At 62.2% G+C, this 16861-nt stretch carries 12 protein-coding genes; 7 read left to right on the top strand and 5 right to left on the bottom strand.

Going from position 1 to position 16861, the window contains the following annotated elements; translation table 11 throughout:
* Positions 1 to 95: 95 nt before the first annotated feature.
* Both ACR0K1_RS16665 and ileS read left to right on the top strand, forming a co-directional pair.
* Complete coding sequence (locus ACR0K1_RS16665) at positions 96 to 2789, top strand: DUF2339 domain-containing protein (protein WP_480851319.1); 2694 nt, start codon at positions 96 to 98, stop codon at positions 2787 to 2789.
* Positions 2790 to 2952: 163 nt separating this feature from the next.
* A complete protein-coding gene (ileS, locus tag ACR0K1_RS16660; RefSeq protein WP_480615299.1) occupies positions 2953 to 5871 on the top strand; it encodes an isoleucine--tRNA ligase in 2919 nt (972 codons plus the stop codon).
* 30 nt (positions 5872 to 5901) lie between these two features.
* Here ileS and ACR0K1_RS16655 read toward each other — a convergent pair whose 3' ends face one another.
* Complete coding sequence (locus ACR0K1_RS16655) at positions 5902 to 7890, bottom strand: hypothetical protein (RefSeq protein WP_480615297.1); 1989 nt, start codon at positions 7888 to 7890, stop codon at positions 5902 to 5904.
* A gap of 114 nt (positions 7891 to 8004) precedes the next feature.
* On the opposite strand from ACR0K1_RS16655, the gene ACR0K1_RS16650 reads away from it, so the two are divergent.
* Positions 8005 to 8460 (top strand): methylated-DNA--[protein]-cysteine S-methyltransferase, encoded by a 456-nt coding sequence (locus tag ACR0K1_RS16650; RefSeq protein WP_480615295.1) that lies wholly within the window; start codon positions 8005 to 8007, stop codon positions 8458 to 8460.
* Between the two features lie 76 nt (positions 8461 to 8536).
* Entirely contained in the window at positions 8537 to 9004 is a 468-nt protein-coding gene (locus ACR0K1_RS16645) for a hypothetical protein (protein WP_480615293.1), read from the top strand.
* A gap of 21 nt (positions 9005 to 9025) precedes the next feature.
* On the opposite strand, the gene ACR0K1_RS16640 is transcribed toward ACR0K1_RS16645, so the two are convergent.
* The 4 genes from ACR0K1_RS16640 to fsa all read right to left on the bottom strand — a co-directional run bounded on the left by ACR0K1_RS16640 (position 9026) and on the right by fsa (position 12265).
* Positions 9026 to 9718 (bottom strand): CDP-alcohol phosphatidyltransferase family protein, encoded by a 693-nt coding sequence (locus tag ACR0K1_RS16640; RefSeq protein ID WP_480615291.1) that lies wholly within the window; start codon positions 9716 to 9718, stop codon positions 9026 to 9028.
* Positions 9719 to 9793: 75 nt separating this feature from the next.
* Complete coding sequence (locus tag ACR0K1_RS16635; RefSeq protein ID WP_480615289.1) at positions 9794 to 10714, bottom strand: tyrosine recombinase XerC; 921 nt, start codon at positions 10712 to 10714, stop codon at positions 9794 to 9796.
* Positions 10711 to 11418, bottom strand: a complete 708-nt coding sequence (locus ACR0K1_RS16630) for a DUF484 family protein (protein WP_480615287.1) — start codon at positions 11416 to 11418, stop codon at positions 10711 to 10713. The genes ACR0K1_RS16635 and ACR0K1_RS16630 overlap by 4 nt, the downstream gene beginning before the upstream one ends.
* Positions 11419 to 11611: 193 nt before the next feature.
* Positions 11612 to 12265 carry a fructose-6-phosphate aldolase gene (gene fsa, locus ACR0K1_RS16625; RefSeq protein WP_480615285.1) on the bottom strand — a complete coding sequence of 218 codons (654 nt, stop codon included), beginning with the start codon at positions 12263 to 12265 and terminating at the stop codon, positions 11612 to 11614.
* An 88-nt stretch (positions 12266 to 12353) separates the two neighbouring features.
* Here fsa and ACR0K1_RS16620 point away from each other — a divergent pair, with 88 nt between their 5' ends.
* The 3 genes from ACR0K1_RS16620 (at position 12354) to ACR0K1_RS16610 (ending at position 16806) form a co-directional block, all read left to right on the top strand.
* The gene (locus tag ACR0K1_RS16620; RefSeq protein WP_480851318.1) at positions 12354 to 14549 is read left to right on the top strand and encodes a primosomal protein N'; all 2196 of its coding nucleotides are present in this window, start codon (positions 12354 to 12356) and stop codon (positions 14547 to 14549) included.
* 79 nt (positions 14550 to 14628) lie between these two features.
* The gene (locus ACR0K1_RS16615; protein WP_480615282.1) at positions 14629 to 15861 is read left to right on the top strand and encodes an MFS transporter; all 1233 of its coding nucleotides are present in this window, start codon (positions 14629 to 14631) and stop codon (positions 15859 to 15861) included.
* Between the two features lie 66 nt (positions 15862 to 15927).
* Positions 15928 to 16806: a 50S ribosomal protein L11 methyltransferase gene (locus ACR0K1_RS16610; RefSeq protein ID WP_480615280.1), complete on the top strand. Its 879-nt coding sequence runs from the start codon at positions 15928 to 15930 to the stop codon at positions 16804 to 16806.
* Positions 16807 to 16861: the final 55 nt, after the last annotated feature.

The raw sequence follows: 16861 nt of genomic DNA, 5'->3' as shown, positions 1-16861 counted from the left end.
GTGACGCAACGGTTTGAATCATTGCGGATTTTCGGCCTGTTACCCCCGGCCAGACCACGTTAGCCTTTGCAACAGGTTTCGCCCGGAGGTTGCCTTTGGAATCGCTGCTTGTCCTTGTCGGCCTGGTCGTTCTGGCCATTCCGGTCACGATTATTGCGCTACTTGTGGGGCAGGCGCGTCTGCGCCGCCGTGTCGAGCAGCTCGAGCGGCAATTGCGCGCGATGCACGCTGATCGCGCTGCATCAGAACCCGTTGAGCTGAAAAGACCGGTCGAGAAGCCCGCAGAAAAACCAAAGAAAGCCCCTTGGGCCCCAGCCAAAACGCAGCAGGTAGAACCGCAAACGCAGACAACGCCCGAACCGCAGGGACCGGTTGTCTTCCGCGAGGATCGCTTGACTGCGCTGGGCGCGTGGCTGCGCGAGAACTGGTTCTATGCGGTTTCCGCCCTGTCGCTGGCTTTGGCCGGTATCTTCCTTGTCCAATACGGCGTCGAAAACGGCCTGCTGCCCCCAACCGCACGTGTTGCGGCCGCGCTGGCCTTTGGCGTTGTCCTGATCGGGACCGGGGAATACCTGCGCCGACGGTTCGGTGATGATGAGGCCTCGGCCACCGCCTATCTGCCCTCGGTCTTTTCCGGCGCGGGCCTTGTGACCCTGTTTGGCGGCATTCTCTCCGCCCGACAGCTTTACGATCTGATCGGGGCCGAGGTTGCCCTGGCAGGCATGGTTCTGGTGGCCCTTGCGGGGCTGGTTCTGGGCTGGTTCCACGGCCCGCTGCTGGCGGCTGTCGGGCTGATCGGAGCGTTCGCGGCCCCCTTTCTGGTCGGCGGGTCCTCGGACGATCCCACATGGCTTTATGGCTATTTCTTTGTTATCGCGGTGCTGGGTCTGGGCATCGACACGGTGCGGCGCTGGGCGTGGATTTCGGTTCTGACCCTGTTCGGAGCGTACTGGGCCAGCCTGATAGTGATCCTCGGCGCGCCGATGACCGAACCAGGCTACCTGATCTTCGCCACCGCAATGGCGCTGATCGCCATCGCCATTCCTGCGCGCCGTTTCCGGCCCAACCATTCTGGGCCATTGGTCACGGAAATGCTGGTGCGATCGAACTGGAGGCCCTGGCCCGAGTTTCCCACAAGGCTTGCCTTCGGCGCGGTGGCCGTCACCTCCGCCATCCTCTCGCTGCATTGGGCCGATACATCGGATGAGTTCTGGCTGGCGGTTTGCCTGACATCCGGCCTGCTTGCGGCCCTGATCCTGTGGGCCAAGAACGCGGAGGCGCTGCAGGATGTGACGGTGCTGCCAGCCATCGGGCTGATCTGGGTCGTGCTGGTGCACGGTCTGGACCACGGGGTCGTTCAGCGCAGCTTTGCCGAGACCTACCTTGAAACGGCCGAGGCAGACTATCCATGGGTCGTGACAGTATTGGTCGCGCTGGGGGCGCTGATCACCCTGCTGGCGGCGTGGCGGTCCTTTGCCGCCGGGCGATACGCGGTTGTCTGGGCCGGGGCGGCGGCGTTGTTTGCGCCGCTCATGGCCATCGCGCTTGAGGTCGGCTGGCACCCGGCGGAGGTTATCGGCGCTTACCCATGGGCCCTGCATGCCATCGCCATAGGGGCCTTGATGGTTGTCCTCGCCGAACGGTTCGCGCGTGTGGACGGCGAGGACCGGATGCGCGCCGCGCTGGCGACCTTGTCTGCCCTGTCCTGTCTGGCCTTTGCCTGCGTCATCGTGCTCAGCTCTGCCGCGCTGACGATTGCTCTGGTCGCGACAGTCGTGGTCGCCGCCGCGCTGGATCGGAAGTTCACGCTGCCACCGATGAGCTGGTTCATCTGGGCGGGCGTGTTCACCGTCACGGTGCGGCTGGTCCTGAACCCGGGGCTGGATTGGGCCGATACCGCGCCGGTGTGGGAAATGACGCTGGTTTATGCCTCGGCGACACTCGGGTTTCTGGCGGGCTGGCGGCTTTTGATCCCCTTGCAGCGCCCGGTTGCCAAACTGCTGCTGGAAAGCGCCGCCTGGGCGACCGGAGGCATTCTGCTGTCCCTCCTGCTGTTGCGCTGGCTTGAAGGGTTTGGCGAGGGCGGTGCAGGGGACAGCCATTGGGGTCTGGGGCTGCTCTCGGTTATCTGGCTGTTGCTGGCTTATGCGCAGGTTCAAAGGTTCGAACTGGGCGGCAAACTGAATTATGCGCGATACGCGCTGGCCGTTTTCTTCGCTGCCCATGGCCTGTTCCGGCTGTTTCAGGCGCTGGCCGAGCGCAACCCGCTGATCACGCCATATGCCGACCCGGTGCTGGGGCCGCCGATCCTGAACACGCTGGCCGTGGCCTATCTGTTGCCCGCGTTTGCCATCGGGTTCTCGGCATGGCGGATCAAGGCGATGCCCGTTCTGCTGCGACAGGCCAGCTTCGCCGCTGCCAGCGCCCTGGCGGCTTTCTGGCTGGGCCTGACCATCCGCCATGTCTGGCAGGGGGCCGGGGGCATGTATCAGGGCAATGGCGTCACCCAGCCCGAGCTTTACACCTATACGATGATCCTGCTGCTGATCGGCGCGGTGTTGTTCTACCAGTCCCTCGCGCGCCGGTCGGACCTGATGCGCAAGGCAGGACTGGTGGTGATCGGGCTGGCGGTTGCCAAGGTATTTCTGATCGATATTTCGGGCCTTGGCGGGCTGATCCGGGTGTTTTCGCTGCTGGCGCTGGGGCTGGCCTTGGCCGGTCTGGCGTGGCTCAACCGCTGGGCCAAGCTGCGCCATTCGCAGCAAGGCCCGGAACCTCTGGACCATTGAGGGCGGGCGTCTTATAAGCGCGGCCATGCATGACCGGATGGCCATCATTATTCGAATTATATCCCCGGCGCTCTGATCCTCGAGACGCCGGGCAAAGGTGTTTGAGACTTCGCACCGACCGCTTCGATCCAAGTACGACCAGATCATCCAAAGGACGCCCCAAATGTGCGCCGACACGATCCAGACACCTGACTACAAAGACACGCTGAACCTGCCCAAAACCGATTTCCCCATGCGCGCCGGATTGCCGAAACGCGAACCCGCATGGCTCGAGCGGTGGGAGAAGATCGGCGTCTATGACCGCCTGCGCGAGAAGCAAGGCCGCGCGCCCTTTACGCTGCACGATGGCCCCCCCTATGCGAACGGTCACCTGCATATCGGCCACGCACTGAACAAGACCATCAAAGACATGATCGTGCGGTCGCATCAGATGATGGGTCATGACGCGCGGTATGTCCCGGGCTGGGACTGCCACGGCCTGCCGATCGAGTGGAAGATCGAGGAACAGTACCGCAAGAAGGGCAAGAACAAGGACGAGGTGAATATCGTCGATTTCCGTCAGGAATGCCGCAAGTTCGCTGAGGGCTGGATCGACATCCAGCGCGAAGAGTTCAAGCGTCTCGGCATCACCGGCAACTGGCCCGATCCCTACATCACCATGGACTATCACGCCGAGGCCGTGATCGCGGACGAGTTCATGAAGTTCCTGATGAACGGCACTTTGTATCAGGGCTCGAAACCCGTGATGTGGTCGCCCATCGAAAAGACCGCTCTGGCCGAGGCTGAGGTCGAGTATCACGACAAGGAAAGCTTCACCATCTGGGTGAAGTTCAAGGTCGTGAACACGGGCGACGTGACGCTGGACAACGCCTATGTGGTGATCTGGACGACGACTCCGTGGACCATGCCGTCGAACAAGGCAGTGGTGTATGGCGAAGACATTTCCTATGGCCTCTACGAAGTGACGGGCCGCCCCGAGGAATGCTGGGCGCGGATTGGCGAGCGTTATCTGCTGGCCGACGACCGCGCGGCGGATGTGTTTGCGCGCGCGCGTCTGGACGACTCGATGTATCGACGTCTGTGTGACGTGACACAGGAGGATCTGGCCAAGATCCAACTGACCCACCCGCTGGCCGGGGCCGAGGGTGGCAATGGCGAATGGGACGATATCCGTGACTTCCGCGCCGCCGAGTTTGTGACCGATACCGAAGGTACAGGTTTCGTTCATTGTGCGCCGTCGCACGGGATGGAGGAATTTGAGCTTTACCGCGATCTGGGTATGTTGGAGCAGGTCATCACCTATAACGTGATGGACGATGGCAGCTTCCGCGCGGATCTGCCGTTCTTTGGCGGCAAATACATCCTGTCCCGCAAAGGCGGCGAGGGGGATGCCAACAAGGCGATCATCGACAAACTGGCCGAGGTCGGCGGGCTGCTGGCGCGGGGCAAGATAAAGCACAGCTATCCGCATTCGTGGCGCTCGAAGGCTCCGATCATCTATCGCAACACACCGCAGTGGTTTGCATCCGTTGACCGCAAGCTGGAGGACGGCATGGGCGAGATGGGGGACACCATCCGCGAACGCGCCCTGCGGTCCATCGATGAGCTGGTGAAGTGGACCCCGCAGACCGGTCGCAACCGTTTGTATTCGATGATCGAGGCCCGCCCGGACTGGGTGCTGTCGCGCCAGCGCGCGTGGGGCGTGCCGCTGACCTGCTTCACCAAGAAAGGTGCGCTGCCTACCGACGCGGATTACCTGCTGCGCAACGCGGAACTCAACGCCCGCATCAAGGCAGCGTTTGAAAAGGACGGCGCAGACGTCTGGTACACCGACGGGTTCAAAGAGAAGATCCTCGACGGTATCGCCAACCCCGACGAGTACGATCAGGTGTTTGACGTGCTGGACGTGTGGTTTGACTCGGGATCCACCCACGCCTTTGTTCTGCGGGATCGTGAGGACGGGACCGAGGACGGCATCGCCGATGTCTACATGGAAGGCACCGACCAGCACCGCGGGTGGTTCCATTCGTCGATGCTGCAGGCCTGTGGCACCAAGGGCCGTGCGCCCTATCGCAATGTGGTGACCCACGGCTTTACGCTGGATGCCAAGGGCAACAAGATGTCCAAATCGCTGGGCAACACCATCGTGCCGGAGGAGGTCGTCAAGCAATACGGCGCCGATATCCTGCGCCTGTGGGTGGCGCAGACCGACTATACCGCCGACCAGCGGATCGGGCCGGAGATCCTGAAGGGAACCGCCGACAGCTATCGCCGGTTGCGCAACACCATGCGGTTCATGCTGGGCTCGCTGGCCGATTTCTCTGAGGCGGATCGGGTTGCACCCGAGGATATGCCACGGCTGGAGCGTTGGGTGCTGAGCCGTCTGGCCGAACTGGATGAACAGGTGCGCAAAGGCTATGCCTCGTTCGATTTCCAGGGCGTGTTCAGCGCTGTCTTCACCTTTGCCACCGTCGATCTGTCGTCCTTCTATTTCGACGTGCGCAAGGACGCTCTGTACTGCGATGGCGACAGCCTGCGCCGCCGGGCGGCGCGGACCGTGCTGGATATCCTGTTCCACCGCCTGACCACATGGCTTGCCCCGGTTCTGGTCTTCACCATGGAAGAGGTCTGGCTGGAACGCTTCGAAGGCGACGACAGCTCGGTCCATCTGGTGGACTTCCCCGACACGCCCGCCGATTGGCGCGATGCCGAGCTTGAGGCGAGCATGGCCAAAATCCGCCGCGTGCGCCGCGCCGTGACCGCCGCGCTTGAGGTGCAGCGTCAGGACAAGGTGATCGGTTCCAGCCTCGAGGCCGCGCCGATTGTGCATGTCGAAGACGTCGCCACCCGCGACCTGCTGGCCACATTCGACGTGGACGATCTGTGCATCACCTCGGGTCTGACCGTGACCGGCGACCCGGCCCCGGCCGAAGCATTCCGTGTGCCCGAAATCGAAGGCATTGCGGTTCTGTTCGAGAAAGCCGAAGGCGACAAATGCCAGCGTTGCTGGAAAATCCTGCCAGACGTGGGCCTGCACGCCCATGCGGGTGTCTGTGGCCGCTGCGACGAGGCGCTGCGTTAAATCCAAGGCCCCCTCGGACACCCGAGGGGGCTATTTCGGTACTTGATGCGTTTTGGGATCAAACAGGTCGAACCCGATCTCATCCCCCGTCAGCACGCGCCAAACCTCGTGATCGGTGAAATACCCCGTATGCCCGCCGGGCGGGACGGGGATGTTGCGCTTTTTGCGGATCAGGTCGCCCTCGATCCTGGTGCCGACAAAATCATCCTCGCGGAAGATGTTGAACCAGGCGGCTTTCAGGTTTGCGGGGTCGACTGTGAACATCTCGGGGAAATAGCGCTGATAGATGTGCGTCACCGGTGCGCCCATGGTGATCAGCGTCACCGGGCGGCCTTTGATGCGGCGCTGGACCCGCTTGTCGGCCAGCATCTGGGTGGCAATCACCGTTCCTTGCGAATGCGAGATCACCGTGATCTGATCCGCCGGAAAGATGTCCAGCGCGTAATAGAGCGTTCTGTAGAACCGCTCATCAATCAGCCTGCGCGCCGGATAGTTCCGGCGTCTGGCGGCCAGATCCCAGCGCAGCGCACATTTGTCGCGGATCGCGTAGGTGACGATATCGCGCGCAACGCCCAGCCCCGCCGCCACGAAGTCCGAAAACCGATACAGCATCGCCGTCGCCCCCAACACGGCGATGCCGATGATGCCCTGCGCGTCCGCCAGCCGGTTCAGCGCCTTGCCGGTCAAGCTGCAGTCCGGCCTGGACGACTCTGAACCCGAGGCGATGTCGCAGTGAAGATCAAGGCCCAGAACCTGCAGGGTCAGTTCGCGCAGGGCGACCAAACCCAGCACCACCGCCGCGACCAGAAACACGCCCTGCGCCAGCCTGTTGACAATCGCGCGGCTCAGGAAGCTGTGTTTTTCGTACAGCTTCTCTTTGCCCAGTTTGCGCCCCACGAACAGGCCGATGCCGACGACAACCAGCAGAACAACCGCCCCAAAGGCCACCCCCAGCGTGTCGAGAGAGCCGCGCAGGTTGTTGTCGAACAGCTTGATCAGCGTTTGGCTGGACAGGCTGGGTACGCTTTTGACCAGTTGCTCGAATGTCAGCCAGAGACCGGCGATGAAGAACATCCAGAAGACCAGCATGCCCGCGCAGATGCTGGGATACAGCCGCCTGTGCCCCGGCAACGCCGGTTCGACCTGCAGCGTGGTGAGCGAGACCAGATACAGTGCAATCGTGATGAAAATCAGCGCGGTCCAGAACGCAGCAAGCACCAGAATCTGAAACACGACGAACTGCTCCAGCCCGGTGGCGCATGTGATTTCCAGATTTGTGGGGTCGCACATTTGGCCCCAGATCCCTGCGCCAAGCGGCCCGGTCACAAGCGCCAGCGCCAGAACCGCGCCCATCGGGACCGCGCCGCGCCAGAACACGCGCCTGAGATAGGTCGGTGCAGTTTTCTGGCGCTTCAGCCCGACCCACCCCGCGCCCAGATAGATCAGCAGCAAAAGACCGAACAATGCGGCTGGCGTTTGGGCAAAAGCAACGGGCAACAGTTCGATCATCACTGCTGCGGCACCAATCAGCAAAAAGGCGTTCATCGGTGCAACCGCGCCAAAGAAAATCCAGGTAAAAAGATGTACGATCTGGGCGGCGAATGTATTCCTGCCGTTCGCATCCGACGGATCGACCCCTTTGCGCGCATGGGTCTGTTCGACATTGTCCATCGCCAGATACCCCAGTGCCAGCACCACCCAGATCAGGTCGACCAGCGTTTTGATGGCACCCTTGGGTTTGGGGGACCGGTCTGCCCAGAAAACCTCGGCAAACAGGGCCTGATCGGTGCTGTCCTGCGGCTTTGTCACTTTGCGCAGATGCACCTTGTACAGGTTTGCATTCCGGCTGCGGCCGTCAAAGGGGGTCTCGGCCAGTTCGATCATCTGGCGGTCGATCTCGACCGGCGGCTGAGGGTGCCCGTCCAGCCAGGTCGTGGCCGCGCCCGCCACCTGATCGACGGTCTCACCGGGCTTTTGCTCACCAATCCCGTGAACGGTGAGGATCAAGTGTCGCCCCATTCCAGCCTCCGAATTTTTTAATCAATGTGAGGAGATTAGCATACAGGCCATCAAGCACCTAACAGTAGCTTTCCAAGCTTGCGCTTGGCAGGGTGATCTGAAACCCTCGGGCTTATGGCTATGATTGCAGTGGATACGCAGTTCGGGCGGTTGGGCATCGAGGAAACCGGTGGAGCGATCACGCGGCTTGTCTGGAACGGCAGGGATCAGGGCGAAGCTACCCCTTTGCTGCACGAGGCCGCAGCCCAGATGCGCGCCTATGATGCCGGGCAATTGGAGCGGTTCGATCTGCCGTATCACGTGAACGGCTCGGATTTTCAGAAACAGGTCTGCGACTTGATGTTCGCCATCCCGCTGGGAGAAACCCGCACCTATGGCGACATAGCGAAAGAACTGGGCCAGCCAGCGCAGCCGGTGGGGCAGGCCTGCGGTGCCAATCCCATCCCGGTGATCATTCCCTGCCATCGGGTCCTGGCGGCCAATGGTCTTGGCGGGTTTTCCGGCGATGGCGGGGTCGAGACCAAGGTGGCCCTGCTGCGTCACGAACAGGCGGCGGGGCTGTTGATCTGAGTGTCGGAAATCTGTTGCAATCCTTGGAACTCGGGCACAACGTATGTCTCATGGTGAATTTGAAGGACCGGATTGAATGACTACCGAAGCAGACCGCACCGCCCGGAAGAAGGCCATCATCGACCATCTGATGTCGCTGGAAGAGCAGGAACTGGCGACTGCTCAGGCGCATTACGATGCGTTTTTGAAAGACGCCCAACTGGACGACCGTGAAGGGCATGACAAGGATGATATCGCCGCCTCGCGCGAGAATGCGGATCTGGCTGCGGCCTTTGATGCTCCGGTCCATGCCCATCATGCCAAGATCGATGTGATCGAAAACACCGATTTCGGCCTGACCGACACGGTGCAGCCGGGCGCAGTGATCAAGTTCAACAACCGGCGTTTTGTGGTTTGCGTGTCCACCACGCGGTTCGATGTGGACGGCAAGACCTATATGGGCATCTCAACCCAAAGCCCGATCTATCTGGCCATGGTCGGCCTGCAAGAGGGCGATCTGTTCACCCATAACGGGACCGAGTTCGAGGTGCAGGAAGTCCTGTAACCTGCCCCCCGCAGGGCTGCGTTAGCCGCGCTGCGGGATAATCTGCTGCGCGATCCCGGCAAAAACCAGATACAGGCTGGTGATGACCAGCCCCCAATGGGCCCAGCTTTCGGGGTGGAAATCGACCCAGGCGGCCCAGCCGGCGAAGAAGGTCCAGGCAAAGGCCATCGGCAGCGTCAGGCCGCGCCAGCGTTCGGTGCGGACGGGATGGACGAATTTCAGCGGCAGGAACATCGCCAGCGACAGCAGCGAGACCATCAGCAGGATCAGCCAGAAATTCGGCTCCAGCGCAAAGATCACGATGACAAACATGTTCCAGCAGCCGGGGAAGCCGGAAAAGGAATTGTCCTTGGTCTTCATCCTGGTGTCGGCAAAATACATCGCACTGGCAAATGTGATGACGATGATCGCAAACCACCCGGTCCAGCCGTCCATCAGCCCGGATTTGAACAGGGCAAAGGCGGGAATGAACACATAGGTCAGGTAGTCGATGATCAGATCCAGCAGCACGCCGTCAAACTCGGGCGCGTTGTGTTTGACGTGATAGTGCCGAGCCAGCGGTCCATCGATCCCATCGACGATGAAGGACACCACCAGCCACAGATACATCAGGCTCCACTTTGCCTCGACGGCGGCCAGCATGGCCAGCATGGCGAAAACGGCTCCGGTGGCGGTGAAAAGATGAACGGCTAAGGCTTTGAATCTAAGTGTCATGGACGCGTCATGTACGAAGCAAGGCTGAGATGCAAACCAAAAGCCCGTCAACTGCGGCTGATCTGCGGGGAAGCGTCACGCTTTGGGATGGGCGCGGTTGTAAACTTCCATCAGCCGTGCGGTATCGACGGCGGTATAGGCCTGAGTTGTCGACAGCGAGGCATGGCCCAGCAGTTCCTGAATCGCCCGAAGGTCGCCGCCGGCAGACAGCAGGTGGGTGGCGAAGCTGTGGCGCATGGCGTGGGGTGTTGCGGTTGCGGGCAGCCCCAGTTGCATGCGCGCCTTGGCCATGACGCCCTGAATGGCGCTGGGGTTCAGCGGACCACCCCGAACGCCGCGAAACAGGGCGGCCTCCGGTGCCTGCGGGTGCGGGCAGAGGCGGGTGTAGCGATCCACCGCCTCGCGCGCTGCGGGAAGGACGGGAACCACACGTTCCTTGTTGCCTTTCCCGACAATGCGCAAGGTCGCCGGCAAAGGCGCGTCGGAACCGGTCAGCGACAGCGCCTCGGAAATCCGCAGCCCGCAGCCATAAAGCAGGGTGACAACGGCCACATCCCGGGCGGCGACCCAGTCCGAACCGGATTGCAGTTCGACAGTATCGATCATGGCGCGGGCGGCGTCTTCGGCCAGCGGGCGGGGAAGCTTCTTGGTAAACTTGGGCGCGCGGATGGACAGGACGGCGGTTGGTTCAAAGCCTTCCCGCTCGGCCAGCCAGCGATAGAAGCTTTTGACGGCGGAAAGCTTGCGCGCAAGCGACCGCGCGCCGACGCCCGAGCCCCGCTGATCCGCCATCCAGGCACGCATATCCGCGATCGAAATACGTTCGAGCGCGGCCAACCCCTGACGCTCGGCGTGGTGCAGGGTCATGAAGGACAGAAACTCGGCCACATCGCCGCGATAGGCGGTCTGTGTATTTTTGGACCGTCCGGCCAGCGCCCCCAGACTGTCCAGCCAATGCTGCAGCGCATCGCGGCAGGCTGGGGAGATCAGGCTCACGACAGCCAGTGGCGCATCGAGCGTTCGAACACGCCGGCAAAGAAGGTCAGAAGATCGGTTCCGAGTTGCGGCGTAAAATGCCGCGGGTCCCTGGCCCCCATGACAATCATGCCCGGCAGGCGGCCTGTGCCCAGATCAAGCTTCAGGCAGGCCTCGGACCGCAAAATGTCGCCTTGCGCGCCAAAAATCCGCCGGTTGGGCTGCAGGATTTCACGCAAGGTCACCTCGCGCGCAGGCCCGCTGCGGTCATAGGTCAGGTAGTTTTCGATGAAACCGGGCTCAACAATGGTCAGAACCCCGCCCAGCTTGTCGATGGCGGGGTCGTCCTGAATGGCGGTGGTTTCCAGAACCAGGGTGATCTTGTCGACCCGGAGGATTTCGGCGACTTCGGTGCCAAGCGTGCGCAGGAAATCTTCGAACTCGACCGGTTCCAGCAGGCGCAGGATGGCGCGGTGCACCTGATTGGTGCCTGCCAGATTCTCGTAGGCGGCGGCGATGACCGAGCGATGCGTATCCTCAAGCCGGTCCAGCCGTTCTTCAAGCCGCTGCATGGCGATGCCGCGCAGGTCGATCACGTTGTCGCCGCGGGCCTGTTCATTTGCCGAGACCAGCGCCTGCATCAGGTCCTTGTCGTCCAGCAAGGCGTCCGGCTCGGCCAGAATCGCCGCGCGGAGGTTATCCTCGAGTTTTGGGTTGCTGCTCATGTCCTGCCCGGTCTTTTTTGATTGAGGGGCTTATAACATAGCCTGCCGGGTTTGACTCGGGAAAAATGCACGTTTTGCGCGATTTAAGGCGGGATGTGTCGGGGGCTCCCGCTGGCCACATGCTGATCGAAGATCAGCTTTGGCCGTTGGGCCAGGCGCGGTGCCTGACGGCACCGCGCGGCAGCGCAATGGATCAGAGGATTTTCTGACCGGTTTTGGCCCAGTCGGCCAGGAAGGTTTCAAGGCCCTTGTCGGTCAGCGGGTGATCGGCCAGCTTCTTGATCACACCCGGAGGTGCGGTGATCACATCAGCCCCAATACGTGCGCTTTCGGTCACGTGGTTCACGGTGCGGATCGACGCCGCCAGAATTTCGGTCTCGAACCCGTAATTGTCGTAGACCTGACGGATATCGGCGATCAGGTCCATGCCGTCGAGGTTGATATCGTCCAGACGGCCAATGAAGGGCGAGATGAAGGTTGCCCCCGCCTTGGCCGCCAGAATCGCCTGATTGGTTGAGAAGCAGAGCGTGACGTTGACCATCTGGCCTTCGTCGGTCAGCGTTTTGCAGGTTTTCAGACCGGCCCATGTCAGCGGCACTTTGACCGCGATGTTCGGCGCGATCTTGGCCAGCTTGCGGCCCTCGGCGATCATGGCGTCGGCCTCGGTGGCGACAACTTCGGCCGAGACGGGGCCATCGACCAGATCACAGATCTCTTTGGTGACTTCCAGAATGTCGCGGCCTGATTTCAGGATCAGCGAAGGGTTGGTGGTGACGCCGTCCACCATGCCCAGATCGTTCAGTTCGGCGATGGCGTCGATCTCGGCGGTGTCTACGAAGAATTTCATGAGGGCAGTCCTTTGATGGGTTGGCCTTGTTTGCGGATGGCTTTACCCCAATAAGACCGATGCTGAAACCCCCTGCCAAGGATATGCAGTGAGCGCTAACAGATTTTTCGACCAAGGAGAGCTGGTTGCAGTGCTGACCACGCAGCCACTGGACCGGACGCTGGATTACAATGCGCCCGACGGCGGGTGTTTTCTGGGCGCGTTTGTCGAGGTGCCGCTTGGCCCGCGCAAGGTTCTGGGTGTGGTCTGGGGGCCGGGGCAGGGCGGTTTTGACCTGAGCAAGGCGCGGTCGGTGATCCGGGTGCTTGAGGTCGCGCCGATGCGGGAAGAGATGCGTTTGTTTCTGGGCAAGGTGGCGGATTACACGCTGACGCCAATGCCCGCGATGCTGCGTCTGGCGACGCGCGCGCCGGGATTGGGCGATCCACCCTCGATGCGCAAGGTGTATCGGTTGGGCGATGCTCAGCCGGATCGGATGACCGATGCGCGGACCCGTGTGCTGGAAGTGTTGCGCGACTATGGCGGGCTGGCCTTTACGCTGAAAGAACTGGCCGAGCAGGCGGGGGTGACATCGTCCGTTGTCAAAGGCTTGGTCAAACAAGGCGCGGTGCGCGAGGAAGACAGCCCACGCGATCTGCCCTATCCGCATCTGGACCCCGACCTGCCGGGAAAGGACCTGACCGAGGATCAGGCGGAGGCGGTGGCGCGATTGCAGGCGGGGCAGCGGACCGGCGACTATGGAACAACGCTGCTGAAGGGCGTGACGGGTTCGGGCAAGACCGAGGTCTATCTGGAAGCTGTTGCCGAAACCCTGCGCATGGGGCGGCAGGCGCTGGTGCTGTTGCCTGAGATTGCGCTTACGGCTGAGTTTCTGACACGGGTGGAGGCGCGGTTTGGCGCGCGGCCTGCCGAATGGCACTCGGGCGCCACCATGACCGAACGCCGCCGGGTCTGGCGGATGGTCGGGCAGGGGGATGCGCAGCTGGTGGTGGGTGCCCGGTCGGCCCTGTTCCTGCCGTTCCGCGATCTGGGGCTGGTGGTGGTCGATGAAGAACACGACACCTCCTACAAGCAGGAAGACGGGGTGCATTACAGTGCGCGGGACATGGCGGTGTTGCGGTCCTCGATCTGTGGGGCACGGGTGATTCTGGCCAGCGCGACACCCTCGCTGGAAAGCTGGGCGAATGCCGAGGCGGGGAAGTATGAACGGCTGGACCTGACCGCGCGGTTCGGCGCGGCGGTGCTGCCCGAGATGAAGCCCATCGACATGCGGGCCGAGCAGATGCAGCCGGGGACGTGGATTTCGCCCTCGCTGCGGCAGGCGGTACGGCAGCGGATCGATAGGGGCGAGCAATCGTTGCTGTTCATCAACCGCCGCGGCTATGCGCCGGTGACGCTGTGCCGGGCCTGTGGGGAACAGATCGCTTGTGACCATTGCGACGCGCGGATGGTGGAGCACCGGTTTCTCAAACGCCTGATGTGCCACCAATGCGGCGAGACCAAGCCGATGCCCGAGGCCTGTCCGTCCTGCGGGGTCGAGGGCAAGCTGGCCCCGGTCGGGCCTGGGATCGAACGGCTGGCGGAAGAGGCCGAGGCGACCTTCCCTGAGGCGAAAATCGCGATGCTCAGCTCCGATCTGTTTGGCTCGGCAAGGGCGCTGAAGGCCAAGATCGAGGAGATTGCCGAAGGGGACGCCGATATTGTCATCGGTACGCAGCTTGTCGCCAAGGGGCATAACTTTCCCAAGCTGACCTTGGTGGGCGTGATCGACGCCGATCTCAGCCTGCATGGCGCAGACCTGCGTGCGGCGGAGCGGACGTTCCAACTGATGCGGCAGGTTGCGGGGCGTGCCGGTCGGGCGGACAAACCGGGGCAGGCGTTGCTGCAGACCTTTCAACCGGAACATCCGGTGATCCGGGCGATTCTGTCCGGTGACGAAGAAGGGTTCTGGAAAGCCGAAGCCGCCGGGCGTCAGGCCGCCGGGGTGCCGCCCTATGGCCGGATGGCCGGGATTGTCCTGTCGGGGCCAGAGGTCGGCCCGGTTTTCGACATCGGCAACGCCATGGCGCGGAACGATGCGCCGCTGCGGCAGATCGATGCGCAGGTCTTTGGCCCCGCGCCCGCACCCATCGCCCGCATCCGGGGCAGGCACCGCGTGCGGCTGTTGGTCAAGGCCCCCAAAGGCGCGCCGATACAGGATGCCATTGCCCGCTGGATCGCGCCGTTGCGGCTGAAAGGCGACATTCGGCTGACCGTCGATATCGACCCGCAGAGCTTTTACTGATCTCTGCACCAACGCAGACCCGCTGTGCGCCACGCGCTTCCCTCTCGCCAAACCGCAAAAATAGGCGTAGAGGACTCTCATGCTGAAACCTATGCCCCTGTCCGAGGCGCAGAGCCTTCCGTTCTGGCGCCGCCCCGTCACGCTCTTGTTCGTGATGGCGCTGACCATGCCGATTGCGTTCAACGGGTGGAGCGCGCTGCTGAACAACTTCGTCATCGAGGTGGCGAACTTTGACGGCGCGGATATCGGCCTGTTGCATACGGTGCGCGAGATTCCGGGGTTTCTGGCGGTTGGTGTGATCGCGGTGATCATTTTCATCCGCGAGCAGGTGCTGGCGATGATCTCGCTGATGATGCTGGGTGTGGCCACGGCTGTGACCGCCTGGTTCCCCAGCCTGGGCGGGTTGCTGTTCGTCACGCTCTTCAGCTCGATCGGGTTTCACTATTACGAGACCGTGAACCAGTCGCTGCAACTGCAATGGCTGCCGAAAGACCGCGCGCCGCAGGTGCTGGGTTGGCTGGTGGCCATGGGCTCGGCCGCGACGGCGGTGGTTTATGGCCTGATCGTGTTGACATGGGACCGGTTCGATCTGTCCTACAACACGGTTTTCATGGCGACCGGAGGTGTCACGGCCCTGCTGGCGCTGTTCTGCCTGCTGGCCTATCCGCAATTCGATGCGCCCACGCCGCAGACCAAGAAACTGGTCCTGCGCAAACGCTATTGGCTGTATTATGCACTGCAGTTCATGGCAGGCGCGCGGCGGCAGATATTCATCGTGTTTGCGGGCTTCATGATGGTCGAGAAATTCGGCTTTGAAGTGCATGAACTGACCAGCCTTTACCTGATCAATCTGGTGATCAACATGCTTGCGGCCCCGTTGCTGGGCAAGGCGGTGGCGAAGTTTGGCGAGCGCCGCACCCTGATCTTTGAATACACCGGGCTGGCCATCGTCTTTGCGGCCTATGGCGGCATCTACTGGTTCGGCTGGGGGGTGGTGCTGGCGGCGACCCTCTATGTGATCGACCATGTGCTGTTCGCGCTGGCGCTGGCGTTGAAAACCTATTTCCAGAAAATCGCCGACCCGGCGGATATTGCGCCCACCGCCGCCGTGGCCTTTACCATCAATCACATTGCCGCCGTGTTCCTGCCCGCGCTTCTTGGCCTGCTTTGGGTGGTATCGCCGGGGGCCGTGTTTGGCATGGCGGCTGCGATGGCTCTGATCTCGCTGGCGTTGTCGCTGCTGATCCCGCGCCACCCCGAGCCCGGTAATGAGACCATCCTGACCAAATACGCTCCGGCCCCTGCGGAATAAGCGCAAACGCTTGACCTTGCCGCCCCGCCGCCCTAGGCGCTGGGGCAGCTTTGACAGGAGGCCCCCATGCCCACATTCACCGCGCTGACCACCCTGACCGGCAAGACCGCCGCCGAAGGTCTGGGCGAAGCGATGGAGCGTCTGGACCCGGAACCAACCGGCGTTGGCGTGTTCGAGGTCGAGGATGGATCGGGCCTGTGGGAAGTGGGCGGCTATTTCACCGAAGCCCCTGATGAAACCGCGCTAGCCGTTCTGGCCGCCGCGTTCGAGGCCAAGCCCTTTGTCGTGTCGGAACTGCCCGAAACCGACTGGGTCGCCCATGTGCGCCGCGAACTCGCCCCGGTCGAAGCAGGGCGCTTTTTCGTCTACGGCAGCCACGACGCCGACAAGCTGCCCGAGGGGCGAATCCCCCTGCTGATCGAGGCCGCGATGGCCTTTGGCACCGGGCACCACGGGACCACTTTGGGCTGCCTCAAGGCGCTGGACCGGCTGCTGGACGAAGGGTTCACGGCAAAAAAAATCGCCGATATCGGCTGCGGCACCGCTGTTCTGGCGATGGCCGCCGCGCGTGTCTGGGATGGCGAGATTCTGGCCAGCGACATCGATCAGGTCGCCGTTGACGTGGCCGAGGCCAACCTGACAGCAAACGGCATGTCCGGCGCCGTCCGCTGCGTCGAGGCGGCTGGATTCGATCACCCGGACCTGCAATCCGCAGCCCCTTACGATCTGATTTTTGCCAATATTCTCAAGGGCCCGCTGGTCGCCCTGTCACCGGAAATCGCAGCGAATCTGCGGGACGGAGGGCATGCGATTCTGTCCGGAATCCTCAATGAACAGGCCAATGATGTGGTGCAGGTTTATTCCCAAAACGGCTTCAATCTGGCCAGCAGAGATGAGATTGGTGAATGGACGACGCTAATCTTAACGAAACAGGGCTTAAATTAGGCCATTTGCTGGAGTTTTATGGATTTTCGCCACGCTTTTGTCGCAATCTCTATCT

Source organism: Ruegeria sp. F5, from assembly GCF_056533845.1.
The sequence above is the reverse complement of the archived record's forward strand: the minus strand, read 5'-3'. Positions and strand labels throughout refer to the sequence as shown.